The 24212-nt window shown below is 60.1% G+C and carries 21 protein-coding genes; 8 read left to right on the top strand and 13 right to left on the bottom strand.

Features of this window, described 5'->3' with window-relative positions; genetic code table 11:
• Window positions 1-253 precede the first annotated feature (253 nt).
• From pepN to GTU76_RS16825, 6 genes are read right to left on the bottom strand one after another with little or no spacing between them, the layout of a single operon-like run.
• A complete protein-coding gene (gene pepN, locus GTU76_RS16850) occupies window positions 254-2911 on the bottom strand; it encodes an aminopeptidase N (RefSeq protein WP_180699122.1) in 2658 nt (885 codons plus the stop codon).
• A gap of 10 nt (window positions 2912-2921) precedes the next feature.
• Window positions 2922-3752 carry a DUF2797 domain-containing protein gene (locus tag GTU76_RS16845; RefSeq protein ID WP_180699121.1) on the bottom strand — a complete coding sequence of 277 codons (831 nt, stop codon included), beginning with the start codon at window positions 3750-3752 and terminating at the stop codon, window positions 2922-2924.
• Window positions 3749-4009, bottom strand: a complete 261-nt coding sequence (locus GTU76_RS16840; RefSeq protein ID WP_007919229.1) for a YeaC family protein — start codon at window positions 4007-4009, stop codon at window positions 3749-3751. Before GTU76_RS16840 ends, GTU76_RS16845 begins: the two co-directional genes overlap by 4 nt.
• Window positions 4010-4042: 33 nt before the next feature.
• Window positions 4043-4912, bottom strand: a complete 870-nt coding sequence (locus tag GTU76_RS16835; RefSeq protein ID WP_134178147.1) for a rhomboid family intramembrane serine protease — start codon at window positions 4910-4912, stop codon at window positions 4043-4045.
• Window positions 4909-5880 (bottom strand): metallophosphoesterase, encoded by a 972-nt coding sequence (locus GTU76_RS16830; protein WP_093430727.1) that lies wholly within the window; start codon window positions 5878-5880, stop codon window positions 4909-4911. The genes GTU76_RS16835 and GTU76_RS16830 overlap by 4 nt, the downstream gene beginning before the upstream one ends.
• On the bottom strand, window positions 5880-6770 hold the full coding sequence (locus GTU76_RS16825) for an NAD(+) kinase (RefSeq protein ID WP_003224174.1): 891 nt from the start codon (window positions 6768-6770) through the stop codon (window positions 5880-5882). The genes GTU76_RS16830 and GTU76_RS16825 overlap by 1 nt, the downstream gene beginning before the upstream one ends.
• A 115-nt stretch (window positions 6771-6885) precedes the next feature.
• On the opposite strand from GTU76_RS16825, the gene GTU76_RS16820 reads away from it, so the two are divergent.
• On the top strand, window positions 6886-7836 hold the full coding sequence (locus GTU76_RS16820; protein WP_180699120.1) for a DUF1853 family protein: 951 nt from the start codon (window positions 6886-6888) through the stop codon (window positions 7834-7836).
• A gap of 130 nt (window positions 7837-7966) precedes the next feature.
• On the opposite strand, the gene GTU76_RS16815 is transcribed toward GTU76_RS16820, so the two are convergent.
• Both GTU76_RS16815 and GTU76_RS16810 read right to left on the bottom strand, forming a co-directional pair.
• Complete coding sequence (locus GTU76_RS16815; RefSeq protein WP_116029626.1) at window positions 7967-9250, bottom strand: arsenic transporter; 1284 nt, start codon at window positions 9248-9250, stop codon at window positions 7967-7969.
• A 165-nt stretch (window positions 9251-9415) separates the two neighbouring features.
• Window positions 9416-9973, bottom strand: a complete 558-nt coding sequence (locus GTU76_RS16810) for an NADPH-dependent FMN reductase (protein WP_007910565.1) — start codon at window positions 9971-9973, stop codon at window positions 9416-9418.
• 184 nt (window positions 9974-10157) lie between these two features.
• On the opposite strand from GTU76_RS16810, the gene GTU76_RS16805 reads away from it, so the two are divergent.
• Both GTU76_RS16805 and GTU76_RS16800 read left to right on the top strand, forming a co-directional pair.
• The gene (locus tag GTU76_RS16805) at window positions 10158-10388 is read left to right on the top strand and encodes a hypothetical protein (protein WP_016987131.1); all 231 of its coding nucleotides are present in this window, start codon (window positions 10158-10160) and stop codon (window positions 10386-10388) included.
• Window positions 10389-10473: 85 nt separating this feature from the next.
• On the top strand, window positions 10474-11367 hold the full coding sequence (locus GTU76_RS16800; RefSeq protein WP_180699119.1) for a LysR family transcriptional regulator: 894 nt from the start codon (window positions 10474-10476) through the stop codon (window positions 11365-11367).
• On the opposite strand, the gene GTU76_RS16795 is transcribed toward GTU76_RS16800, so the two are convergent.
• From GTU76_RS16795 to GTU76_RS16775, 5 genes are all read right to left on the bottom strand, one after another.
• On the bottom strand, window positions 11333-11947 hold the full coding sequence (locus tag GTU76_RS16795; RefSeq protein ID WP_102899182.1) for a GNAT family N-acetyltransferase: 615 nt from the start codon (window positions 11945-11947) through the stop codon (window positions 11333-11335). The genes GTU76_RS16800 and GTU76_RS16795 overlap by 35 nt on opposite strands.
• A 14-nt stretch (window positions 11948-11961) precedes the next feature.
• Window positions 11962-14217: an Orn/Lys/Arg family decarboxylase gene (locus tag GTU76_RS16790; RefSeq protein WP_180699118.1), complete on the bottom strand. Its 2256-nt coding sequence runs from the start codon at window positions 14215-14217 to the stop codon at window positions 11962-11964.
• A gap of 142 nt (window positions 14218-14359) precedes the next feature.
• A complete protein-coding gene (dnaQ, locus tag GTU76_RS16785) occupies window positions 14360-15118 on the bottom strand; it encodes a DNA polymerase III subunit epsilon (protein WP_016987127.1) in 759 nt (252 codons plus the stop codon).
• Window positions 15119-15310: 192 nt separating this feature from the next.
• Complete coding sequence (gene rnhA, locus GTU76_RS16780) at window positions 15311-15781, bottom strand: ribonuclease HI (protein ID WP_007910572.1); 471 nt, start codon at window positions 15779-15781, stop codon at window positions 15311-15313.
• 91 nt (window positions 15782-15872) lie between these two features.
• Window positions 15873-16631, bottom strand: a complete 759-nt coding sequence (locus GTU76_RS16775; RefSeq protein WP_016987126.1) for a class I SAM-dependent methyltransferase — start codon at window positions 16629-16631, stop codon at window positions 15873-15875.
• A 66-nt stretch (window positions 16632-16697) separates the two neighbouring features.
• Here GTU76_RS16775 and gloB point away from each other — a divergent pair, with 66 nt between their 5' ends.
• The 5 genes from gloB (at window position 16698) to GTU76_RS16750 (ending at window position 24212) form a co-directional block, all read left to right on the top strand.
• Entirely contained in the window at window positions 16698-17465 is a 768-nt protein-coding gene (gene gloB / locus GTU76_RS16770) for a hydroxyacylglutathione hydrolase (RefSeq protein WP_180699117.1), read from the top strand.
• Between the two features lie 99 nt (window positions 17466-17564).
• Window positions 17565-19028, top strand: a complete 1464-nt coding sequence (locus tag GTU76_RS16765; protein ID WP_134178184.1) for a transglycosylase SLT domain-containing protein — start codon at window positions 17565-17567, stop codon at window positions 19026-19028.
• Between the two features lie 435 nt (window positions 19029-19463).
• A complete protein-coding gene (locus tag GTU76_RS16760; protein ID WP_180699116.1) occupies window positions 19464-21296 on the top strand; it encodes an extracellular solute-binding protein in 1833 nt (610 codons plus the stop codon).
• Window positions 21293-23134 (top strand): extracellular solute-binding protein, encoded by a 1842-nt coding sequence (locus GTU76_RS16755; RefSeq protein ID WP_180699115.1) that lies wholly within the window; start codon window positions 21293-21295, stop codon window positions 23132-23134. Before GTU76_RS16760 ends, GTU76_RS16755 begins: the two co-directional genes overlap by 4 nt.
• 4 nt (window positions 23135-23138) lie before the next feature.
• Window positions 23139-24212, top strand: a complete 1074-nt coding sequence (locus GTU76_RS16750; RefSeq protein WP_016987121.1) for a microcin C ABC transporter permease YejB — start codon at window positions 23139-23141, stop codon at window positions 24210-24212.

Genomic DNA, 24212 nt, shown 5'->3' with positions numbered 1-24212 from the left:
AATGCGGCGTTTTTTGTGTGTACGGCTTGGGTTTTATGGTGATGCGTAAGCCCTACCCCCTCACCCCAGCCCTCTCCCCCAGGGGGGGCGAGGGGGAGAGGGAGCCGATCTTCGTGTTGTTCAAAACCTGAGTTCGACTCGGTCGTTCAGGTCGGTGTATAGCGCAAAGACACCTCGGTCAGTCCCCTCTCCCACTGGGAGAGGGTTAGGGTGAGGGCCGGTCCACAGCTGGAACACCGGCTCCAACACACCATCAAGCCAGACTCTTGCTCACCACTTCAAACACGTCACTCGACAACTGCCCCGACGCCCGAATCCGCTCCAGCTCGCCTTTCATCAACGCCTGACGCGCATCGTCATATTTGCGCCAGCGCGTCAGCGGCGCCAGTTGGCGCGAAGCGATCTGCGGATTGAAGCCGTTCAGCTCGATCACCAGATCCGCGAGGAAGCGATAACCCGAGCCATCCGCCGCGTGGAAGTTGATCAGGTTCTGCCCGGCAAACGCGCCGACCAGCGCACGCACCTTGTTCGGGTTCTTGATGTTGAACGCCGGATGCTGCATCAACGCTTTCACCCGCTCCAGCCCGCCCGGCAAAGTGCTCCCGGCCTGCACGCTGAACCACTGATCCATCACCAGCGGGTTGTCCTTGAAGTGCTCGGCGAAACTGGCCAGCGCCAAGGCTTTCTGCTCCTCGAACGGCGAATTGACCAACACCGCCAGCGCGGTCAGGCGCTCGGTCATATTGTCGGCTGTTTCGAACTGTTCCAGCGCCGCCGCGAGTACTTCCGGCTTGCCGCTGAGCATCAGGTACGACAGCGCAATGTTCTGCAGCGCGCGACGGGCGAAGTGCTCGGCTTCGGCCACGTACGGGGTTTTCTTCGACAGATCACGGTTGGCCTGATAACGCAGCCACAGCGCTTCGAACAGACCTTCCGCCAGTTGCTGACGAGCGAACTCACGGGCGATATGGATCGCGTCGACATCCGCCACTTCGCTGATTTCAGTGAGGTACGCCTCACCCGGCAACGAGAGCATTTCGGCGACCATGGCCTGATCCAGCGACTCATCCGACAGCACCGTACGCAGCGCCGAGACCAGGCGCGGATCAAGCTTCAGGCTCTCGCCCTTCTGCTGCTGGCCAATCAGTTCTTGCAGCACTTGCACCGACAGTTGCTGACCGGCATCCCAGCGGTTGAAGCCGTCGCTGTCGTGCTGCATCAGGAACATCAGCTGATCGCGGTTGTACGGGAAGCTCAGTTTCACCGGCGCGGAGAAGCCGCGCAGCAGCGAGGGCAGCGGCTGTTCAGCGATATCAACGAAGGTGAAAGTCTGCTCGGCTTCGGTGACCGAGATCACGCGGGTGGTGCCTTGCGCCGATGCTTCGCCGCTCAGACGCAGAGCAATCTCGTTACCTTGGCTGTCGAGCAGGCCGAGTTCGACCGGAATCACGAACGGCAGTTTTTCAACTTTGTCCGGGGTTTCCGGGCAGCTCTGGCGGAAGGTCAGGCTGTAGGTTTTCGCGGCGGCGTCGTACGACTCGCTCACCGCCAGACGCGGCGTGCCGGCCTGGCTGTACCAGCGCTTGAACTGGGTCAGATCGACGCCGTTGGCGTCTTCCATCGCTTTGATGAAGTCGTCGCAGGTTACCGCTTGGCCGTCATGGCGTTCAAAGTACAGATCGCTGCCCTTACGGAAGCCTTCGGCACCGAGCAAGGTGTGGATCATGCCGACCACTTCCGAACCCTTTTCGTACACGGTCAGGGTGTAGAAGTTGGAGATTTCGATGAAGCTGTCCGGGCGCACGGCGTGAGCCATCGGGCCGGCATCTTCGGCGAACTGATGGGTGCGCAGATAAGCCACGTCCTGAATGCGCTTGACCGTGGCCGAGTTCATGTCAGCAGAGAAGCCGGAATCACGGAACACCGTGAAGCCTTCCTTCAGCGACAACTGGAACCAGTCGCGGCAGGTCACGCGGTTGCCCGACCAGTTGTGGAAGTATTCGTGAGCAACGATCGCTTCAACGCGCTGGTGGGCGGCATCGGTAGCGGTTTCGGCGCGGGCCAGCACGGCGCTGGAGTTGAAGATGTTGAGGCCCTTGTTCTCCATCGCGCCCATGTTGAAGTCGTTGACGGCGACGATCATGAAGATGTCCAGATCGTACTCGCGACCGTAAACCTCTTCGTCCCAGCGCATCGACTTCTTCAGGCTGTTCATCGCGTGCTGGCACTTGTCGATGTTTTCCGGCTCGACATAAATGCGCAGCGCGACGTTGCGGTCGGTCATGGTGGTAAAGGTGTCTTCGACGCACCACAAGTCACCGGCCACCAGCGCAAACAGGTACGCCGGTTTCATGAACGGGTCTTCCCACGTCGCCCAGTGCCGGCCGTCTTCGCCCGGGCCCGAGGCGATCGGGTTGCCGTTGGAAAGCAGCACCGGGTAGCTGTGCTGTTCGGCGACCACGGTGGTGGTGAACTTGCTCATCACGTCCGGGCGGTCGAGGTAATAAGTGATCTTGCGGAAACCTTCAGCTTCGCACTGGGTGCAGAACATCGTGCCGGACTTGTACAAGCCTTCCAGCGCGGTGTTGGTTTCCGGGTGGATCCTGACGCTGGTGTCGACCGTGAAGATTTCGCTGGCCGGTTGCAGGGTCAGATGATTCTCGGACAATTGATAGTCAGCAGCGCCAAGCTCTTTATCGGCCAGGGTCACCGACAGCAGCTCCAGCTGCTGGCCATCGAGCACCAGCGGCGGCAGGCCCGGGCCACGCGCCGGGTTGCGACGCATCACCAGTTGCGCATGCACCAGGCTGTGATCCTCGAACAACTCGAAGGTCAGGTGTGTTTCGTCGATCAGGTACTCGGGCGCCTGATAGTCCTTGAGGTAAATCATCTTCGGTTGTTCGGTGCGCATGCTGGAGTCCTTATTGATGCACGGCGAGCTGATAAGCCGTGTACTTGCGAATATTGATCACGCCGGTATCGAAGATCAGGTACTGGCCCTTGATCCCCAACAACGTGCCTTCGGCAATCGGGTTCTTGTCCAGGTTGAAGCTGACGATTTTGGCCGGGTATTGCTCGACCGGGTAGCGGATTTCCAGCGGTTCGACATCGGCAATGGTCTGAATCGCCTGTAGGCCGAATCGCTCTTGCAGGCCTTGCAAACCTTCAGCGCAACTCTCGAACAGTTGATCGCGCACTTGTGCCAGATCGACCGCAACCGCATCGCCCTTGAGCAACGCGCGCCAGTTGGTCTTGTCGGCTACCTGACCGCGAAACAGATCCTCGACGAAGCCCGACTGCTGCCGCGTCGAAACGCGCATGATCGGCAACGCCTGACACGCTCCCTGATCGATCCAGCGAGTCGGCAGTTGCGTAGCACGAGTAATGCCAACCTTGATGCCCGACGAATTGGACAGGTAAACCACGTGATCGGTCATGCAGAACTGCTCGCCCCACGCAGGATCGCGGCACGTGCCGGCGTCATAGTGGCAACGCTCCGGGCTCATGATGCACAGGTCGCACTGTGCCAGTTTGGTCATGCACGGGTAGCAATAACCCTGACTGAAACTGGTTTTGGTCTTGCGCCCGCAATGGGTGCAGTGGATCGCCCCCAGGTATTCCAGACGCACCGTGCTGCCGATCAACGGGTTGACCGGCACTTCGACGTCATCCAGACGAAACGCGTATTGCACGTTCGGCCCGTCCAGGCGCGCCGACATTTTGCTGATTGCACCGCGGCCAATCTCGATCAATGGATGGCATCCGACTTGAACAGGATGTTCGGCACTTCGATCGACTTCGATGCACATTCCTGCGGGCCCATGTAACCGGTGCGCTGGTCTTCAGGCAGGTTCTGGATTTCCCAGGCGATCATCGCCTGCAACGACAGCTCGCGCTGTTCGGCGGTGAGTTTGCCACCGTCCGACCACTTGCCAATTTCCACGGCCAGTTTCAGGCTCTCGTAGATGTCTGGGGTAATGTTGTTGATCATGTCGTTAAAAGAGGACATCAGGGTCTCCGTGCTCTTTATTCACTGAAAATTTTAGGCGGCCAGTTTACGGCGGTTATACAAACCGCCCAACAAACCGGTGAAGCATCCGATGAGTAACCCGCCGACGTGGGCGGCGTTGGCGATTTCGCCGAAACCGATCATCGAGATCAGCCCGGACATGCACACCAGCAACCACACCAGCATCATCACCAGCACGCCACGCGGCAGGCGATAGGCCGGGTTCGGCGCCAGCAGCTGGAAGATCCAGCAATGCCCGAGCAAACCGTAAAGTACGCCGGACAGCCCGCCAAACAAGGTCGCGCCGCTCCAGACAAACTGTGCGTAGTTGGAAACGAGGCTGAACAACAGCGTCAAGCCGATCAGGTTGATGCTGCCCTGGCGGGACTCGATACGCCGGCCCAGCTCCCAGTACCACATGCCGTTCATGGCCAGATGGAGAATGCCGAAGTGGATCAGCATCGGCGTGACCAGACGCCACCACTGCCCCGCCGCCAGACTGTCGGCCAGCGGTGTGAAATGGATGTACTCGCCGACTACCTGAAAATCGAGGAAGGTCAGCCAGCGCAGGGTTTGCAGGTTCTCACCGAGATACGTCAGCCCGCCAACGATCAGGCACAACAACAGGATGAACCCGGTGGCCTTGGCGTATTTCAGTTGCTCGGCAAAGCTCGGCCGCTTGAAGGTCTGCGCAACGGGGATGTCCAGTGTTTGCTCGGGATCACCCGCCGGGAAGCGTTCGTACAACGAGCGCACGTCTTCGCTGATTTCCGCCGGTGCCCACAGCACTTGTTCGCCGGCCTCTTCGCTGACGCGATGTGGCACTTGCATGCGTTGCAGCAGCTTGACGAAACCACTCAGGTCCACCGCCAACGGCAGACGCAATACCGCTACCGCACTCATTGCAGCACCTCCGGCCGCTCGACATCGACCCAGACAAATTTATGCGGATCCAGACGGGTTTCCTGATCCAGACGATAGGCGACCAGCTTGCCGTAGAGCACCGCGCTGTAATCCAGGCACGCGAGGTTCGGGCGGATCGGCGCCGGTTTGCCGCTGCGCCAGTAATGGCCTACGAACAGCAACGGCTCGTCGACGCCGTAGCGCAGCAGGTTGTTTTTTTCGCTGGACGTGAGCGGCTTCTGCGCCACCGGGTCTGGCAGTGCATCCGGCTGGAAAACGATATCGCCGTAGGTTTTCGGATCGTCTTCCCAGAACTTGGTGCGGAAGAACGAACGCACCAGACCGTCGCCGCTGGTCATGGTCAGACCATCCGGCAGGCGCATGTCGGTGCCGCGCAGCAAGCGGTCGAACACGGTGCAGGCAAAGCTGTCCGGTACAGCTGAAGCCTGCAGGAAGTGTTCGTCGATGCAGCCATTGGGGAACAACGCGCGCAATGGCTCGATCAGGCCGGCATCCCAACAGGCATGCACGACACGGAAACGTCCGGCATCGACAAACAACGGCAATTCGTAGAACCAGCGCTGGAAATCGTGCCAGTCGCCGGGATGGTCTTCGAATTGAGTCAGGGTCTCGTGCAGCAGGCGCGCATGGCGCGGCGTGTGTTCGCGGACGAACTGCTTGCCGCTACCTGGCGGCGCCGGCGTGCTCCAGCCCAGCGCGTTGAATTCATGGTTGCCCATGATGCACAAGGCCTGACCGGCCTCGACCATGTCATGGACGATGTGCAGCGCCTCGCGAATCCGTGGGCCACGGTCGATGATGTCGCCGACGAACACGGCCATGCGCGATGGATGCCGCCAGACCCCGCCCTGCTTGTGATAACCGAGGCGGTCAAGCAAGTGTTCGAGGGTCAGGGCGCATCCGTGCACGTCACCAATCAGGTCATAACTGCGCGCGGGATCGAGCATCAGTCGCCTCCACCGCCCAGCTTGCTGCCCCAGCCGAGCTTGGTGCGGCAGACTTCGTAATAGTTGTGATCCAGAGGATGAATCAGCCGCAGCTTCTGCGCTTTTTTGCTGACGGTGATGGTGTCGCCCGGCGCGCAGGTGAAATGGTTCTGCCCGTCGCAGGAGACTTGCGGGTAAATCTGCATGTTTTTCGACACGACGATTTTCAGCTCACTGTTGCCATCGACCACAATTGGCCTGCTCGACAACATATGGGGGTACATCGGCACGATCACAATGGCATCGAGCTTGGGATGCATGATCGGCCCGCCGGCAGACAGCGCGTACGCGGTTGAACCGGTCGGCGTCGCGACGATCAGGCCGTCGGCCTTCTGGCTGCAAACGAACTGGCCGTCGATGTACAACTCGAACTCAATCATCCGCGTCGATTTGCCGGGGTGCAGCACCACGTCATTGAGCGCATCGCCCTGGCCGATGGCCTCGGCATGCCGGCGCACTTCGGCTTGCAGCAGGAAGCGGTTTTCCACCAGATAGTGGCCGTCGAGCACCTTGGCGACTTCGACTTCCAGCTCGTCCGGGCGAATATCGGTGAGGAAGCCGAGGCTGCCACGGTTGATCCCCAGCACCGGAATATTGTGTTTGGCCAGCGCCCGCGCGGCGCCGAGCAGGCTGCCGTCACCGCCGACGACGATGACCATGTCGCAGACTTCACCGAGCATCTTGCGCGACGAAGTTTGCAGGCCGTGGCCCGGCAGGACTTCGGCGATGGTGTCTTCGAGGATCACATGCAGGTGACGATCGAGCAGAAACCGTTTCAGTCGGCGGACGGTATCCAGCACCTGGGAACTGCCCAGGCGACCGATGATGCCGATATTGCGAAATTGCTCCATGAGACCTCTGCGGACAATCGAAAACGCGAAAAACCCGATTATGGGCGAAAGCGCCGGTTAGACAAAATCCTTTCAGCCTCAAGGGTGCGCTCGTGTTTACGGCTATGCTCGCAAGATGATCCTATTTCCCGACTTGCTCCAGTTGCCCCACCAATTACGCCACCCGGAAGTGCGCGATCTGGCGTGGGTGATCCTCGCCCCGCCGATGCTCGCCAGCACGCCGTGGCCGGAGCGCCATCCGCTGGCCGGCAGCGATTGGGTGCACGATCCCGAACGCCTGGAACACTGGTTGCGCCAGCTCGACCGCGACAGTTATGGCCTGCTGCATTGGTTGTCGCAGGCGCGCACGCGGCGCCTGGGTCTGTATTACGAGCGGCTGTGGCAGTTTGCCGTGGAGCATGCGCCGGGGATTGAACTGATCGCGGCCAATCTGCCTATCCGCCGCGAGGGCCACACCCTCGGTGAACTGGACATGTTGCTGCGTGACCGCGATGGCGTGCATCACCTCGAACTGGCGATCAAGCTTTACCTCGGCCCGCAGAATGGCGATGGCCGTGATTCGGCGCAGTGGCTGGGGCCGGGTTGTCATGATCGGCTCGATCGTAAACTGGCGCACCTGGCCGAGCATCAGTTGCCGATCTCGGCGCGTCCGGAAAGTCGCGAAGTGCTCGCGGCGCTGGATATCGAGGTGTTCAGCGCGCAGCTGTGGCTGGGCGGATATCTGCTCTACCCGTGGCCGGGGCAGTCCGAGTCACCGAGCGGTGCGCATCCGCAGCATTTGCGCGGTAGCTGGTTGCATCAAAAGGATTGGCAGGCGTTTGTCGCGCAACGCCCGGCCGGACGCTGGCAACCCCTGCCCCGCCACGCCTGGCTGGCGCCGGCGCATTATCCGGCGGATCAGACGTGGACTTTGGAGCATTTACGGATGTGGCTGGAAGACCTGGAGCCGCTGGCACCGGCACAGCTGATGGTGCGCCTGATCGAGAATGCGCAGGGGGAATGGGAAGAGGCTGAGCGGTTGTTTCTGGTCTCGGACCTTTGGCCGAATGTGCCCGGCCAGGCCTGAGATTTTTGGCGTTTGATATGACCCCTTCGCGAGCAAGCTCGCTCCCACATTTGGACTGCATTTCAAATGTAGGGAGATGAGATGCATTCCCCTGTGGGAGCGAGCTTGCTCGCGAAGGGGGCGACTCGGTTTAAAGTGAAAGCCGCACAGCCAATGCCGCCAACGTCACCAACAACACCGGCACCGTCAACACAATCCCGACCCGGAAGTAATACCCCCAGCCAATGTGAATGCCCTTGCGCTCCAGCACATGCAGCCACAACAAAGTGGCCAGACTGCCAATCGGCGTAATCTTCGGCCCCAGATCACTGCCAATCACGTTGGCATAGATCATCGCCTCCTTGACCACTCCGCTGGCCTGACTGGCATCGATCGACAACAAGCCGATCAACACCGTCGGCAAGTTATTCATGATCGACGACAGCAACGCCGTCAGCACCCCGGTGCCCATCGCAGCGCCCCACACACCATGACCGGCGAAGACATCCAGCCAACCGGCCAGATACCCGGTCAGCCCGGCATTGCGCAGGCCATAGACCACCAGGTACATGCCCAGCGAGAAAATCACGATCTGCCACGGCGCTTCTTTCATCACCTTGCGCGTGGAAATCTTGTGGCCACGGGCGGCGATGCCCAGCAGCAGCGCGGCGCACACGGCGGAAATCGCACTGATCGGAATGCCCAATGGTTCCAGCGCAAAGCAACCGATCAGCAGGATCACCAGCACCGCCCAACCGGCATAAAACGTGGCTTTGTCGTGGATCGCCGTCTCTGGATGTTCGAGTTGTTCGGGGTCGTAAGCCGCCGGAATGTCACGGCGGAAAAACCATAGCAACATGCCCAGCGTCGCCGCCACGCTGACGAAGTTCACCGGCACCATCACCGCCGCGTAGCGGTTGAAGCCGATGTGAAAGAAATCCGCCGAGACGATGTTGACCAGGTTCGACACCACCAGCGGCAGGCTCGCGGTATCGGCGATGAAGCCTGCGCCCATGACGAAGGCCAATGTCGCCGCCGGAGAAAAGCGCAGTGCCAGCAGCATCGAAATCACGATCGGCGTGAGAATCAATGCCGCGCCGTCGTTGGCAAACAGTGCCGACACCAGCGCGCCGAGCAGCACCATAAAGGCAAACAGCTTGCGCCCACTGCCCCGTCCCCAGCGCGCCACGTGCAGCGCGGCCCAGTTGAAGAACCCGGCTTCGTCAAGCAGCAGGCTGATGATGATCAGCGCGACAAAGGTGCCGGTGGCGTTCCAGATGATTTGCCATACCAGCGGGATATCGCTGAGATGAACGACGCCGAAAATCAGCGCCAATACGGCGCCAAGCGTCGCACTCCAGCCGACGCCAAGGCCTTTGGGTTGCCAGATGACAAGGGTGATGGTCAGCAGGAAAATCAGTGACGCAGCGAGCATCCGCGACAGCCTTAAATTAAGTAGAAGAGATAAACACTAAAACCTGTGGGAGCGAGCTTGCTCGCGAAGGCGGACTGTCAGTCACCCATGATGTGTGACTGATGGCCCCTTCGCGAGCAAGCTCGCTCCCACAGGATCTCTGTTGTGCCAGGGATTTGGGTGAGCTTACTTCTTGTGTTGCTCTACGAATTGTCCGTAAGCATTGATAAAACTCTGCAGAAAAGGTTTCACCGACTCACTCAACTTGCCCGCCTCATCAAACGCCGAACCCGCCCCGCCCAGATACGCCTCCGGCTGCTGCATGCACGGCACATTGAGAAACACGAACGACTGCCGCAGATGCTGATTCGCGCCGAAACCACCGATGGCGCCGGGCGATACACTGATCACCGCCCCCGGTTTGCCACTCCAGACAGCTTTGCCGTAAGGCCGCGAGCCGACATCGATGGCATTCTTCAACGGCGCCGGCACCGAACGGTTGTATTCGGGCGTGACAAACAGCACCGCGTCGGATGAACCCACTTTTTCCCGGAAAGTGCTGTAGGCTGCCGGCGGTGAATCACCGTCGATATCTTCGTTATAAAGTGGCAGATCGCCAATTTCGACAATCTCAAGCTTGAGGTTCGCCGGCGCCAGCTCCGCCAGTGCCAGGGCGACTTTGCGATTGATCGATGCTTTACGCAGGCTACCGACCACTACAGCGACGTTGTAGACATTGCTCATGGAAGACTCTCGATGGTCCGTGGGAGGAGCCCGTAGTTATAGATGATCCGGTGACGATTCCACCAGCACACAATGGGAAATTCCCGCGCGCTGATTATTTTTTTCCTGTAGGAAAACTTACAGGCCTTGATGGCGGTCTACCAAGCCGCAAATCAAGCGTTTTATCTCCAGAGGTTCTAAGCAGATGGCAGCAGTACTGGTCGGTCAGTTCCATGCAAGAGATGCGGAAGGCCGCGTTTATTCCGTGCATGAGTTCCAGGAATCCAACCCGTCGGCAGACGGTTCCACTGGCTCGGAGCCCATTTACAAACTGGCCATTGGCGATCGCGTCAACAAGGTCAACGACAACGAGTTTCTTCTGGTTCAGTCAGGCATCACCCTGATCCGCGAGCCTGAGCCAACCGTCGCTTCATAACTGACCGTTATGAGCAGAAGTCATATGCGCAGACTTGGGGTAGGATTCAGCCACTGACCCCACCTGCTGAACATGGACTTCACGCATGCGTTTACGTCATATCGAAGTGATTCAGGCGCTCTTGCAGACCGGTCACCTGGGCACCGCCGCCGAATGGTTGCAGTTGCCGGTGGCCGAGGTCGAAGAGCGTTTGCGCGAAGCCGAGAGTCAGTTGGGGTTCATGCTGTTCGCCAGCGTGCGCGGACGCCTGCAATCGACGCCGGAAGCACGAGCGTTGCAGGTGGAAATCGCCCACGTTTATGAAGCGCTGGAGCCGGTGCAACGCCTGGCCAGCAGCCTCAAGCAATACCTCGCCCCGCCACTGCGCATCATCGGCACACCGCCGCTGGCGCAACAATTACTCCCGCAAAGTCTCGCCGCCCTGCGCCGACGCCTGCCCGATGCACCGTGCAGCCTGCTCAGCGCGCCGACCCGCGATATCGTCCGCAGCCTGTTGTTGCGCGAAAGCGATCTGGGCTTGAGCCTGCACGATCCCGAACACCCCGACATTGATTGCCGGCCACTTTCCCAGGGCAAGCTGCAACTGCTCGCACCCCACGGCTGGCTGCAACCAAAACAGAAATACATTTCCCTGCAGGACCTGGCCGGTCAGACGATGGTCGGCCTCGAAGGCCAGGACCCGCTGAGCCCGGCGCTGGAAAACAAACTCCAGGCGTTGCGCCCGGCAGCGAGCATCCAGACTCGCGTGCAAACCCATCAGATGATGCGCAGCATGGTCGAGGCCGGCGAAGGCCTGGCCATCGTCGACCCGTTCACCGCACTGGGCGCACGCTCTGCCGGGCTGGATGTCTGCCCGCTGTCACCGGCCGTACCGATCAGCCTCTACGCCCTGACCTTCAAGCACGCCGCGCCGTCAGCGGCGATTCAGACTCTGCTCACCATCGTCACGGAACAAGCCGAGGCGATGCTGGCGAGCTGAGCGAATTCTCCAGCGGATTATCGAACAATCGATACCAGAACAGCGCTACTTCGGCGGTGTTCGGATCAATGCCGCGATAACGCAACTGGTCCACGCCACCAATCACGTAGCCGCAACGCTCATACAACCGACAAGCGCCAAGGTTGTTGTTCTGGGTTTCGAGCATGATCCCCGGCAGTTTTTTCTTGCGGCTCCAGAACTGCGCGACATCCAGCAACGCCTTGGCCACACCATGGCGCCGGGCCGGCGCATGCACCGCCAGCTCATCGATATGCGCGAAGCCGTTCCAGTTGGTGCTGATCACCAGATGGCCAACCGGCTCATCGTCGAGATAGGCCATGAAAATCGCGCTGTCCGGCGCGTTGTGGAAAGCGCTGAATTCCTCCGGATCGATGCCGTAGCACTTGCGGTACGGCACGATCGGCGTCACCCGCCATTGCTCGACAGGCTGGCCGATCACGGCGGCGCCATAGGCGGCAACCTCGAAACTGAAGTCGCTGCCCCAGATATACGGCGCAAAGCCTTCATCGGCAACCCGCACCGACAGCCCTGGGTATTTCGGATTCATGACCGGTTGCATACTGGGAAAAGTCCTCATTCCTTGACGCAATCGACGGTGTATTGCCGTCCATTGCCCTCGTCTTCGTGCTGCAATCCATGCACATCCGCGACAAAACCGGGGAAGCTGCTATCGAACGTGCGAGCGAATTTCAGATAATCAATGATCGAGCGGGTCGATTCGGTAAAGCGTTCGCCGGGCATGATCAGCGGAATCCCCGGCGGATACGGCACCAGCATCACCGCGGCGATGCGTCCTTCCAGATCATCGATCGGCACCGCTTCGACTTCGCCGCGCACCAGATGATCGTAGGCGTGGGCCGGTTTCATGGCAATTTCCGGCAGCACGGTGTACATGCGCTTGAGGTGTTTGGCCGTGGCATTGCTGCGGTAACAGGTGTGCAGTTGATCGCACAAATCACGCAGGCCCATGCCGCGATAACGCGCGGTGTCTTGCTGGGCGACGCACGGCAGGCAACTGTCGAGGCGCACGTTGGCGTCGTAACTGCGCTTGAACTCCAGCAGTTCAGTGAGCAGCGTGCTCCACTTGCCTTTGGTGATGCCCATCGAAAACAACACCAGAAAGGAATACAAGCCTGTTTTTTCGACGACCAACCCACGCTCCCAGAGAAACTTGCTGACCACCGCCGCCGGAATGCCCTTCTCGCTCAGCGCACCGCCAGCGTTCAGCCCTGGCATCACCAGCGTGACCTTGATCGGATCGAGCAAAACGTAATCGTCACTGACCTCACCAAAGCCGTGCCATTCGGCATCCGGTTGCAATAACCAGTCTGCGGTCTGCACGCGGTCGATGCCTTCGACACCCGGCGGCTGCCAGATCGAAAACCACCAGTCATCGGCGGCAATGTGCTGGCGCAGATTGGCCAGCGCGCGGCGAAAGCTCAGGGCTTCATCAAAGGTTTCCTGCAACAGCGAACGACCGGCCGGGCCTTCCATCATCGCCGACGCGACGTCCAGCGAGGCGATGATGCTGTACTGCGGCGACGTCGAGATGTGCATCATGAACGCTTCGTTGAAACGGTCGCGATCCAGCTGCCGCGCACCGCCATCCTGCACATGAATCATCGACGCCTGACTGAACGCAGCGAGCAGCTTGTGCGTGGAATGGGTGGTGAATACCAGCGGGCTGTCTTCGCTACGCGAAGTGGCCATGCCATAGCGCCCGGCGAAAAACTCATGAAACGCCGCGTAGGCGTACCAGGCTTCGTCGAAATGCAGGACCTCGACGCTGTTGCCGAGGCTCTGCTTGATCAGTTCGGCGTTGTAGCAGAGGCCGTCGTAGGTCGAGTTAGTCACCACGGCGAGTTTGACTTTCGGCGCACGGCCCTTGGTCAACGGACTGGCGTCGATCTTCGCTTGAATCGATTCGCGGCTGAATTCGCTCAGCGGAATCGGCCCGATAATGCCCAGCTCATTGCGCTCCGGGCACAGGTACAGCGGAATCGCCCCGGTCATGATGATCGCGTGCAACACCGACTTGTGGCAGTTGCGATCGACCAGCACCAGATCATCGCGCCCGACCATCGAGTGCCAGACAATCTTGTTGGCGGTCGAGGTGCCATTGATCACGAAAAAGGTGTGATCGGCGCCGAAATTGCGCGCAGCACGTGCTTCTGCTTCGGCGAGTGGCCCGGTGTGATCGAGCAGCGAGCCGAGTTCCGGCACCGACACCGACAAATCCGAACGCAGGGTGTTTTCGCCAAAAAACTGGTGAAACGCCTGCCCCACCGGACTCTTGTGATAGGCCACACCGCCTCCATGACCGGGGGTGTGCCAAGAATAATTGGAATCGGCGGTGTGCTGCACCAGCGCCTTGAAAAACGGTGGCAACAAACCATTCAGATACTTGCGCGCGGCCCGTGCTACTTGCCGGGCCAGAAACGGCACGGTGTCTTCGAACAGATAGAGGATGCCACGCAGTTGATTGAGCTCGGCCATGGCATCGGCCGGCGCGTTTTCCAGGGTGACTTGCTCGCCAAGGGCGAAGATCGGCAGATCCGGCGCCCGCACCCGCGCCAGTCCGATCAATTCGGCCATGTTCTGCAAAAGATGCGAGTTGGTGCTGGCGTCCTCGGCGGCGATCAGCATGCACGCGAGGCCATGATGGGTCGACGCCACCAACCGCCCTTCGGCGTAGTCGATGGCCGAAACGATATTGAACCCTTCCTGCTCCAACTCCCGGGCGATGCCACGGATACGGTCACCGGCGACCGTGTCGGCCTTGATGTCGCGATGGACGATCAACACCGGAAACTTCAAATCTTTGTACATGAGGCTCAGTGTCCTGAGGCGGCAGGTTTGCAGCTGCCAATGCACTCAGGGTAGAGGGTTGCAGCGAAAGTGGCGAGGGTGGCCACTTGGCTTCATGCCGCCAAAAGCAAAGATCGCAGCCTGGGCTGCGATCTTTTGATCTTCAGGCTTGGGCGTCGGCTTCGGCGATCTGCGTCCATAACGCCGGGCCACCGGCAGACTTGGCGATAATCTCCAGCCGCACCAGATGCGCCGCCAATTCATCTTCAGTCGCACGAATGATCCGCGCAGGCTGGCGATCGGCCGGCAAGCGACGAATCTCGGTCGCGGAGTTGTCTGCGCCCTCGCCCGAGCCATTACCATCCGACGCATTGCCCGCCAGCGACAGACTCGTCTGGCCACCGGTCATGGTCAGGTAGACGTCGGCGAGAATCTCCGAGTCGAGCAAGGCGCCGTGCAATTCACGGCCGGAGTTGTCGACACCATAACGTTTGCACAACGCATCGAGGCTGTTGCGCTGCCCCGGGTGACGTTCCCGGGCCATCATCAGGGTGTCGAGAATCGAGCAGTGCTGGGTGATGTCGGCGCGATCCTGCCGACCCATCAAGGCGAATTCGTTGTTGATGAAGCCAACGTCGAACGCCGCGTTGTGGATGATCAGCTGCGCGCCTTTGATGAACTCGAAGAACTCATCGGCGACTTCGGCGAAACGCGGCTTGCCGACGAGGAATTCGTTGGTGATGCCGTGAACGCCGATGGCGCCTTCATCACTCTCGCGATCCGGTTGCAGGTAAACGTGAAAATGCCGGCCGGTCAGGCGCCGACCGATCAGTTCGACACAACCAATTTCAATGATCCGGTGACCATCGGTCACCGGCATGCCGGTGGTTTCGGTATCGAGTACAACGGATCTGGTGGCCATCAGTGTTCAGCTCTCAACGGGTCGATCTTGCAAAAAACGCGGATGTTAACACGCTCGGCGGGGTGTTTCAGGCAGACCGTGGCGTCCCATTCGCGAGCAAGCTCGCTCCCACAGTGGATGTGTGTTGTGAACACTATCCAGTGTGGGAGCGAGCTTGCTCGCGAATGGCCGCACCACGGTTCAGAAGCGAAATCAGGACTGCTTGTAACCGCGAACCTCATCTACCCCACGATTCGCCAACTGGTCCGCCCGCTCGTTACCGTGATGGCCAATGTGCCCACGCACCCATTTCCAGGTGACCTTGTGGCGGTTGACCTGCTCGTCCAGCTCTTTCCACAGATCAGCGTTTTTCACCGGCTCTTTCGCTGCGGTTTTCCAGCCACGCTTTTTCCAGTTGGCCATCCACTCGTTGATGCCCTTCATCACGTACTGCGAGTCGGTCACCAACAGCACTTCACACGGTCGCTTCAAGGCTTCGAGGCCGCGAATCGCGCCGAGCAGTTCCATGCGGTTATTGGTGGTGTTGGCTTCGCCACCCCACAGTTCCTTCTCGACGCCCTTGCACACCAGCAAGGCGCCCCAGCCGCCCGGGCCGGGGTTGCCCTTGCAGGCGCCGTCAGTAAACAGCTCTACGGTGTCGACGCTTTCAACGCTTTCGCTCATGCCACTCTATCCAGAATAAATGCCTGTCTTGCCGATCACGGACCGACAATGACCGAGGCCGGGACAAGCCCGGCCACGAATAAAAGAAGGTTTACGGTTCGATGCGCCGACGATTGACCTTGGCCATCGGCAGCGGAATCAGCTTGCCCATCGGCTCGCGACGCTCCTGACGCAGCGGCCGCAGCCCGACCACAATCTTTCGCGCGACCAGTAAATAGAAGCCGCCGCCCGACAGTTGCCAGTCACCAGCCTTGCGTTCCCAGCCGGCCAGTCGGGCCTGCCACTTGGCTGACGCGAGCGGCGGACGATAGCACCCGAAGCGGCGTTTCTCCAGCGCGAAGCCCAGCAGATTGAGCCAGTCGGCGACCCGTGACGGCGAGATGCAGCGCGCCTGACGCAAGGCGTCGTGAGCAAAAACATGGCGCAAGCCCCAAGTGCTCCACGGGTTGATGCCAATGATCAGCAAATGCCCGCCGGGGCGCACGCTGCTTGCCGCTTCACGCAACAAACCGTGGGGTGACAGGCAGAAATCCAGACCGTGCTGCATCACCACCACGTCGGCGGCGTGCTCGCTCAGCGGCCAGGCCTGCTCTTCGCAGACGATCTCGACGCCGGGCAACGGCGCACCAAGACGCACATTGCGCTGCACCTGCGGCGCTGCCGGCGGGGTTTCGGCCGATGGCCCGTAATGCACCAGATAACCGCCAAAGAAGCGGCCCAACTCGTCTTCGAGCATGCGCCGCTCTTCATCGAGCAGAAATTGCCCGAGCGGGCCGGACAGCCATTCACGGGCTGCACCGATCAGGGCCAGCCAGTCAGGATCAGCCTGTGCGAACGCTTTATCACTCATCGCATTCTCCAAAGCGCCAGGAACTACTAAGATGCGCCAATGTTTTCCGCTTGGCGAATTCCGACGATGATACAGATCAGTGCCCTGCCCGCGTTCACCGACAACTACATCTGGTTGTTACAGGATCACCGCACCCAGCGCTGCGCGGTGGTCGACCCGGGCGATGCCGCGCCGGTGCAGGCGTGGCTCGAAGCGCATCCGGGCTGGGTGTTGAGCGATATTCTGATCACTCACCACCATCATGATCACGTCGGCGGCGTCGAACGCCTGAAAGCGCTGAGCGGTGCGAAAGTCTACGGTCCGGCCAGCGAAAGCATTCCGGGGCGCGATGTGGCGCTCAAGGACAACGACACGGTCAGCGTGCTCGGCTGGGATTTCGATGTCTACGCGGTGCCCGGTCACACTTTGGGCCACATTGCCTATTACCACCACGGCCTGCTGTTCTGCGGCGACACGCTGTTCGCTGCCGGTTGCGGACGTTTGTTTGAAGGTACGCCGGAGCAAATGCACCACTCGCTCAGCCGCCTCGCCGCTTTGCCCGAAGATACGCTGGTCTACTGCACCCATGAATACACCCTGAGCAACCTTAAGTTTGCCGCCGCCGTCGAACCGACGAACCCGGACATTGCCGCCCGTCTGGAAAAAGTCAGCCAGCAACGGCAAAACGGTGTGATGACCCTGCCCTCGACTTTGGCCCTGGAAAAGCTCACAAACCCGTTTTTGCGTACCACTGAAACATTAGTTACACAAAAAGTGGACGAACGGGCAGGCGCTCAAAACCGGGCGCCGAGTGAGGTATTTGCGGCTCTGCGGGCCTGGAAAGATACGTTCTAAGTGACCCGCCACTTGGTACAAAAATTCTGAATGGTTGACCTAGGGGGGTGCGCTTTCTAGAATCGCCCGACATTTTTGCCCGGAACTTACTTCCAGCCAATGTCGTCATCCATACGTAAGTCCGTCAATTCAGACGCATTGACCCGCTTGGCGCAAGCCATCGCGGTGGCTGTGTCCGCCACGCTGGCGGGCTGCTCCAGCCATGCTCCGCAGACTGAAGCGACCCATACGCCGAACATTGCTGCGCGAGCCAAGCAGAAGCCGATCTGGCTGACCGAAAAGCCCAGCCCACAGGTTCCTCAGGACATCTGGGAACGCATGCGCCAGGGCTTTCAGCTGCAGGAAGGTCTCGGCGTCAACCCGCGCATCGAGCAACAGCGCCTGTGGTTCGCCAGCAATCCCTCTTTCCTCGAGAACGCCGGTGAACGCGGCAGTCTCTATATTCACTACATCGTCGAACGGCTCGAAGAACGCAACATGCCGCTGGAACTGGCCCTGCTGCCAGTGATTGAAAGCGCCTACAACCCGATGGCCTACTCGCGGGCCGATGCTGTCGGACTGTGGCAATTCATTCCGTCCACCGGGCGTTACTTCAACCTGCGTCAGACCCGCTTTTACGATGGCCGTCGCGATATCACCGCGTCGACCACGGCAGCGATGGACTACCTGACCCGTCTGCACGACATGTTCAACGGTGACTGGCTGCTGGCACTGGCGGCGTACAACGCCGGCGAAGGCACGGTCAGCCGCGCCATCGAGCGTAACGAAAAGCTCGGCCTGCCCACCGACTACTGGAACCTGCCGCTGCCGGCGGAAACCCAAGCGTACGTGCCGAAGCTGCTGGCATTGTCGCAAGTGGTGCTAGCGCCGGAAGCTTACGGGGTGAACCTCAACCCGATCGCCAACGAACCGTACTTCCAGGTTGTCGAAATCAACCAGCGCATGGACCTGTCCAAGGTTGCAGCGGTGGCCAATATCGACGAAGACGAACTGTTCCAGCTCAACCCGGCGTTCAAGCAACGCACCACCATCGACGGCCCCCAGCATTTGCTGGTGCCAACGTCTAAGGCGCAATTGCTGACCGCCAGTTTGCAGACCATGCGACCTGACGAACTGATCAGCCCGCGTTCGCTGAAACCGGTGTTCGAAGGCGCTGACCCATCGGAAGTGGCCAAGCTCAAGCGTGCTTATCGCGTGAAGCGTGGCGACAACCTTGGTTCCATCGCCAAGGCCAACAAGGTCGAAGTCAAGGATCTGCAACGCTGGAACAAGCTGACCGGCAAGAACCTCAAGGTTGGCCAGACGCTGGTGATGCAAGACACCACCAAGCGCGCGCCGGCTCGCAAGTCTGGGCGCGTCAATACAGTGATTGCGGCCAACAGCAAGACCAAAGGCAAGGACGACAGCGCGCAGCAGACTCAGTACAAGGTCAAACGCGGCGACACGCTGTATGTAGTGGCCAAGCGATTCAACGTTGAGATGCAGCATCTCAAGCGCTGGAATCCGGGTGCGGGCAAGGCACTCAAGCCTGGGCAGATGCTCACGGTTTATCAGCCGCACTGACAGAAGAGCCCCTGAGATTTCGGGGGCTTTTTTTTGATCACGTTTTTGTGGTGTGCTTTAGATCCATCCCCCTCACCCCAGCCCTCTCCCCAAGGGGCGAGGGGGAAAGGGAGCCGATCGGGGGCTTTTCAAAATCTGAATTCGACTCGGTAACGCACGTCGGTGCATCCCTCCAATGCACCGCGTTCAGTCCCCTCGCCCTCCGGGAGAGGGTTAGGGTGAGGGGCTTTTCAAAACGTAAGTTCGGCTCGACAGTTCAGGTCGGCGTAGCTCGAAGAAACAACTCGGTCAGTCCCCTCTCCCTCTGGGAGAGGGTTAGGGTGAGGGGCTCTTCGCGCAAACGATTAACCCCGCATTAACCCGCATCTTTTTCCTGTCCAGACAAGCTGTTACTGTACGGCCCACAAAGCCCAAGCCGCCTGGATCAGATCTGACTTGAAGCGTCCCCTCCTCCTGCTCCTGATCAGCCTGGCCTTGAGCTCAACCGCAAGCGCGACGATTACCGAAAGTCACGGTTATGCGCAGTTCGGCACGCTCAAGTACCCGGCCAGATTTACCCACTTCGACTGGGTCAACCCGCAAGCGCCCAAGGGCGGTACGTTGCGGGTGATGGCGTTCGGCACCTTCGATACGGTCAACCCGTACACCTTCAAGGGCACCAGCCCGGTGACCACGGCGAACTTCCTCCAGTACGGCATCAATGAGCTGAACGAGCCGTTGATGGTCGGCACCGGCCAGTATTCGCCGTCCGGCGACGAACCGGCGTCGAGTTACGGCTTGATCGCGCAATCGGTGGAGTACAGCGAAGATCGCAGCTGGGTGGTGTTCAATTTGCGCCCGGAAGCGCGTTTCCACGACGGCACACCGATCACAGCCTATGACGTAGCGTTCTCCTATCGAACGCTGCTCAAGGACGGTCATCCGTTGTACCGCACCGCCCTGCAGGAAGTGCTGCGCGTCGACATTCTCAACAAACAGCGCATTCGCTTCGTGCTCAAGCGCTCGGGCAATCCGCTGTTGATCCTGCGCCTCGGTGAACTGCCGGTGCTGCCGCAGCATTACTGGAAAGACCGCGATTTCAAGGCCACCACCTTCGAACCGCCACTGGGCAGCGGCCCCTATCGCATCACTTCGGTGACGCCGGGCCGGCAGTTGATCTTCGAACGGGTCAAGGATTACTGGGGCAAGGACCTGGCGGTCAATCGCGGCAAGTACAACTTCGATCGCATGGAAGTCGAATTCTATCGCGACAGCGATGTCGCCTTCGAAGCGTTCAAGGCTGGCGAATTCGACATCTACATCGAGCATCAGGCGAAGAACTGGGCCAACGGCTACAACTTCCCCGCCGTGCGCCGTGGCGACGTGATCAAGGCGCAGATCCCGCACCAGATCCCGACTCAGACTCAGGGCCTGTTCATGAACACCCGCCGCGCCACCTTCGCCGACGTGAAGACCCGCGAAGCGCTGGGTCTGATGTTCGACTTCGAGTGGACCAACCGCGCACTGTTCAGCGATGCCTACAAGCGCACCACCAGTTACTACCCCAACAGTGAATTCACAACCACCGGCCTGCCGGTCGGGCATGAATGGCTGATGCTCAAGCCGTACAAGGAGCAACTGCCGGCCAAGCTGTTCACCGAACCGTTCACGTTGCCGCAAACCGACGGTCGCGGCATCCCCCGGGAAACCATGCGCAAGGCACTGGCGCTGCTCGCCGAAGCCGGCTGGAAGCTCAACGGCCAACGCCTGCAAAACGCTGACGGCCAACCGCTGCGGTTCGAGCTGCTGCTGGTCAATCCGAACCTGGAGCGCCTGTACCAGCCTTACATCGAGAACCTCAACAGCATCGGCATCGACGCGCGCCTGCGTACCGTGGATCGTGCGCAGTACAAGCAGCGCCTCGATCAATTTGATTTCGACATGATCTCGATGACGCTCAACCAGACCCTTAGCCCGGGCCTTGAGCAGTGGCAGTACTTCCACTCCAGCCAGGTCGGAGTCAAGGGCAGCAAGAATTACGCGGGCATCGCCAATCCGGTGGTCGATCACCTGCTTGAACAATTGCTCGCCGCACGCACTCGCGACGAGCAGGTCGCCGCCGGCAAGGCGCTCGACCGCGTGCTGCTCTGGCAGCACTACAGCATTCCCAACTGGTACCTCAATTATCACCGTCTGGCCTACCGCAACCGGTTGGCCTTCGTCACCACGCCGCCCTACACCCTGGGCCTGAGCGCGTGGTGGCTGAAGTCTTCGGAGAAAGATCGATGAAACCTATCCGCGCCCTGCTCGTCCAGGCCAGCGGCTTGCTGTTCGCCGGGCTGGCCTTTGCCGCCCCGCAACACGCCGTGACCCTGTACAACGAGCCGCCGAAATACCCTGCCGATTTCAAGCATTTCGATTACGTGAACCCCGACGCGCCCAAGGGCGGCGTGTTCCGTCAGGCCGGATTCGGCGGCTTCGACAGCCTCAACCCGTTTATCAGCAAAGGCGTGCCTGCCGATGACGTCGGGCAAATCTACGACACCCTGACCAAGCACAGCCTCGACGAGCCGTTTACCGAATACGGCCTGATCGCCGGCAAAATCGAAAAAGCCCCGGACAACAGCTGGGTGCGTTTCTACCTGCGTCCCGAAGCTCGCTTTCATGACGGCCACCCGGTGCGCGCCGACGACGTGGTGTTCAGCTTCAATACCCTGACCAAGGAAGGCTCGCCACTGTTTCGCGGCTACTACAACGATGTCGCCGAAGTCGTCGCCGAAGACCCTCTCAAAGTGCTGTTCAAGTTCAAACACACCAACAACCGCGAGTTGCCGCTGATCCTCGGCCAATTGCCGGTGCTGCCGAAACACTGGTGGGCCGATCGCGATTTCAACAAGGGCAATCTCGAGATTCCTTTGGGCAGCGGCCCGTACAAAGTTGCCGAAGTGAAGGCCGGTCGTTCGGTGCGTTACGAGCGGGTCAAGGATTACTGGGGCAAGGACCTGCCGGTCAATCGCGGTTTCTACAACTTCGACACGATGACCACCGATTACTACCGCGACAACACCGTCGCCCTCGAAGCCCTGAAAGCCGGCCAGTTCGATTACTGGCTGGAGATGGCCGCAAAAAACTGGGCCAACGCCTACAACATTCCGGCCGTCACTGAAGGCCGCCTGATCAAGGAACAGATCGCCAACAGCAACCCGACCGGCATGCAGGGGTTCGTCTTCAACCTGCGCCGCCCGGTGTTTCAGGATGTGCGCGTGCGTCAGGCACTGGGCCTGCTGTTCGATTTCGAATGGACCAACAAACAACTGTTCAACGGCGCCTACTTCCGCACCCGCAGCTATTTCGAGAACTCGGAAATGGCCGCCACCGGCCTGCCCGATGCCGATCAACGGGCTATCCTCGACCCGTTTCGCAGCAAGCTGCCGGCGCAAGTGTTCAGCGAAGCGTTCGAAAACCCCAAGACCGACGCCAGCGGCATGATCCGCACCCAGCAGCGCGAGGCCTATCAACTGCTGCAAGAGGCTGGCTGGAAGATCGTCGACGATAAAATGGTCGACGCCACGGGCAAGCCTGTAGTGATTGAATTCCTGCTCGCGCAGACCGAGTTCGAACGGGTTTTGCTGCCGTTCAAGCGCAACCTCAGCGACCTCGGCATCGAACTGGTGATCCGTCGCGTCGACGTCTCGCAGTACATCAACCGCGTGCGTTCGCGGGACTTCGACATGATGGTCGGCAGCTTCCCGCAGTCCAACTCGCCAGGCAACGAGCAGCGCGAATACTGGATGAGCGCCGCTGCCGACAAGGCCAGCAGCCGTAACACCATGGGTCTGAAGGAGCCGATCGTCGATCAACTGGTCGAGAACCTGATCAACGCCGACTCGCGCAAAAGCCTGGTGGCCCACGCCCGCGCCCTGGATCGTGTGCTGCAATGGGGCTATTACGTGATCCCCAACTGGCACATCAAGACTTGGCGCGTGGCTTATTGGAATCACATCGGCCACCCGAAGGTCTCACCGAAATACGACATCGGCATCAACACCTGGTGGGTCAAGCCTGACGCGAAACCGGCGGTAGAAGTCGAAACCAAATTGCAAGCCGACCCTGCGGGCACGGAGTAATCAGATGCTGGCGTATATTTTTCGGCGACTGCTGCTGATCATCCCGACCCTGTTCGGCATCTTGCTGATCAACTTCGTGATCATCCAGGCCGCGCCCGGTGGCCCGGTGGAACAGATGATCGCCAAGCTCGAAGGCTTCGAAGGCGCCACCAGCCGCATTGCCGGCGGCGGTGCCGAAGTGTCGGTGGCCGGCTCCTCCTATCGCGGCGCGCAGGGGCTGGACCCGGCGCTGATCAAGGAAATCGAGCACATGTACGGGTTCGACAAATCGGCCCCGGAACGCCTGTGGATCATGGTCAAGAACTACGCGACCCTGGATTTCGGCGACAGCTTTTTCCGCGACGCCAAGGTCATCGACCTGATCAAGGAAAAGATGCCGGTGTCGATCTCGCTGGGGCTGTGGAGCACGCTGATCATGTACCTGGTGTCGATCCCGCTGGGGATCGCCAAGGCCACGCGGCATGGCAGCCACTTCGACGTCTGGACCAGTTCGGCGATCATCGTCGGCTATGCGATCCCGGCGTTCCTCTTTGCGATCCTGCTGATCGTGGTGTTTGCCGGCGGCAGTTATCTCGACTGGTTCCCGCTGAGAGGACTGACCTCGAACAACTTCGATGAGCTGAGTTTCGGCGGCAAGATTCTTGACTACTTCTGGCACCTCGCGCTGCCAGTGACGGCACTGGTGATCGGTAACTTCGCGACCATGACCCTGCTGACCAAAAACAGCTTCCTCGACGAGATCAACAAACAGTACGTGGTCACCGCCAAAGCCAAAGGCCTGACGCGTCATCGTGTGCTCTACGGCCATGTGTTCCGCAACGCCATGCTGCTGGTGATTGCCGGTTTCCCGTCGGCGTTCATCGGCATCTTCTTCACCGGCTCCTTGCTGGTGGAAGTGATCTTCTCCCTCGACGGTTTGGGCCTGATGAGTTTCGAAGCGGCGATCAACCGCGATTACCCGGTGGTGTTCGGCACCCTGTTCATCTTCACCCTGCTGGGGTTGGTGGTGAAACTGATCGGCGACCTCACCTACACCCTGGTCGATCCGCGCATCGACTTCGAAAGCCGGGAGCATTGA

The sequence above is a fragment of the Pseudomonas crudilactis genome (genome assembly GCF_013433315.1).
GTDB classification, from domain to species: domain Bacteria; phylum Pseudomonadota; class Gammaproteobacteria; order Pseudomonadales; family Pseudomonadaceae; genus Aquipseudomonas; species Aquipseudomonas crudilactis.
This window is presented reverse-complemented; position numbering and strand designations above follow the sequence as displayed.

What these genes read in the sequence shown, in the direction of transcription:
- GTU76_RS16825 (WP_003224174.1), bottom strand. Translation starts at nt 6,770, where the DNA reads ATGGAGCAATTTCGCAATATCGGCATCATCGGTCGCCTGGGCAGTTCC.
- GTU76_RS16795 (WP_102899182.1), bottom strand. Translation starts at nt 11,947, where the DNA reads ATGCAACCGGTCATGAATCCGAAATACCCAGGGCTGTCGGTGCGGGTT.
- GTU76_RS16750 (WP_016987121.1), top strand. Translation starts at nt 23,139, where the DNA reads ATGCTGGCGTATATTTTTCGGCGACTGCTGCTGATCATCCCGACCCTG.
- GTU76_RS16765 (WP_134178184.1), top strand. Translation starts at nt 17,565, where the DNA reads ATGTCGTCATCCATACGTAAGTCCGTCAATTCAGACGCATTGACCCGC.
- GTU76_RS16810 (WP_007910565.1), bottom strand. Translation starts at nt 9,973, where the DNA reads ATGAGCAATGTCTACAACGTCGCTGTAGTGGTCGGTAGCCTGCGTAAA.
- GTU76_RS16775 (WP_016987126.1), bottom strand. Translation starts at nt 16,631, where the DNA reads ATGAGTGATAAAGCGTTCGCACAGGCTGATCCTGACTGGCTGGCCCTG.
- GTU76_RS16835 (WP_134178147.1), bottom strand. Translation starts at nt 4,912, where the DNA reads ATGAGTGCGGTAGCGGTATTGCGTCTGCCGTTGGCGGTGGACCTGAGT.
- GTU76_RS16790 (WP_180699118.1), bottom strand. Translation starts at nt 14,217, where the DNA reads ATGTACAAAGATTTGAAGTTTCCGGTGTTGATCGTCCATCGCGACATC.
- rnhA (WP_007910572.1), bottom strand. Translation starts at nt 15,781, where the DNA reads ATGAGCGAAAGCGTTGAAAGCGTCGACACCGTAGAGCTGTTTACTGAC.
- GTU76_RS16805 (WP_016987131.1), top strand. Translation starts at nt 10,158, where the DNA reads ATGGCAGCAGTACTGGTCGGTCAGTTCCATGCAAGAGATGCGGAAGGC.
- GTU76_RS16840 (WP_007919229.1), bottom strand. Translation starts at nt 4,009, where the DNA reads ATGTCCTCTTTTAACGACATGATCAACAACATTACCCCAGACATCTAC.
- GTU76_RS16820 (WP_180699120.1), top strand. Translation starts at nt 6,886, where the DNA reads ATGATCCTATTTCCCGACTTGCTCCAGTTGCCCCACCAATTACGCCAC.
- pepN (WP_180699122.1), bottom strand. Translation starts at nt 2,911, where the DNA reads ATGCGCACCGAACAACCGAAGATGATTTACCTCAAGGACTATCAGGCG.
- dnaQ (WP_016987127.1), bottom strand. Translation starts at nt 15,118, where the DNA reads ATGGCCACCAGATCCGTTGTACTCGATACCGAAACCACCGGCATGCCG.
- GTU76_RS16815 (WP_116029626.1), bottom strand. Translation starts at nt 9,250, where the DNA reads ATGCTCGCTGCGTCACTGATTTTCCTGCTGACCATCACCCTTGTCATC.
- GTU76_RS16830 (WP_093430727.1), bottom strand. Translation starts at nt 5,880, where the DNA reads ATGCTCGATCCCGCGCGCAGTTATGACCTGATTGGTGACGTGCACGGA.
- GTU76_RS16755 (WP_180699115.1), top strand. Translation starts at nt 21,293, where the DNA reads ATGAAACCTATCCGCGCCCTGCTCGTCCAGGCCAGCGGCTTGCTGTTC.
- GTU76_RS16800 (WP_180699119.1), top strand. Translation starts at nt 10,474, where the DNA reads ATGCGTTTACGTCATATCGAAGTGATTCAGGCGCTCTTGCAGACCGGT.
- gloB (WP_180699117.1), top strand. Translation starts at nt 16,698, where the DNA reads ATGATACAGATCAGTGCCCTGCCCGCGTTCACCGACAACTACATCTGG.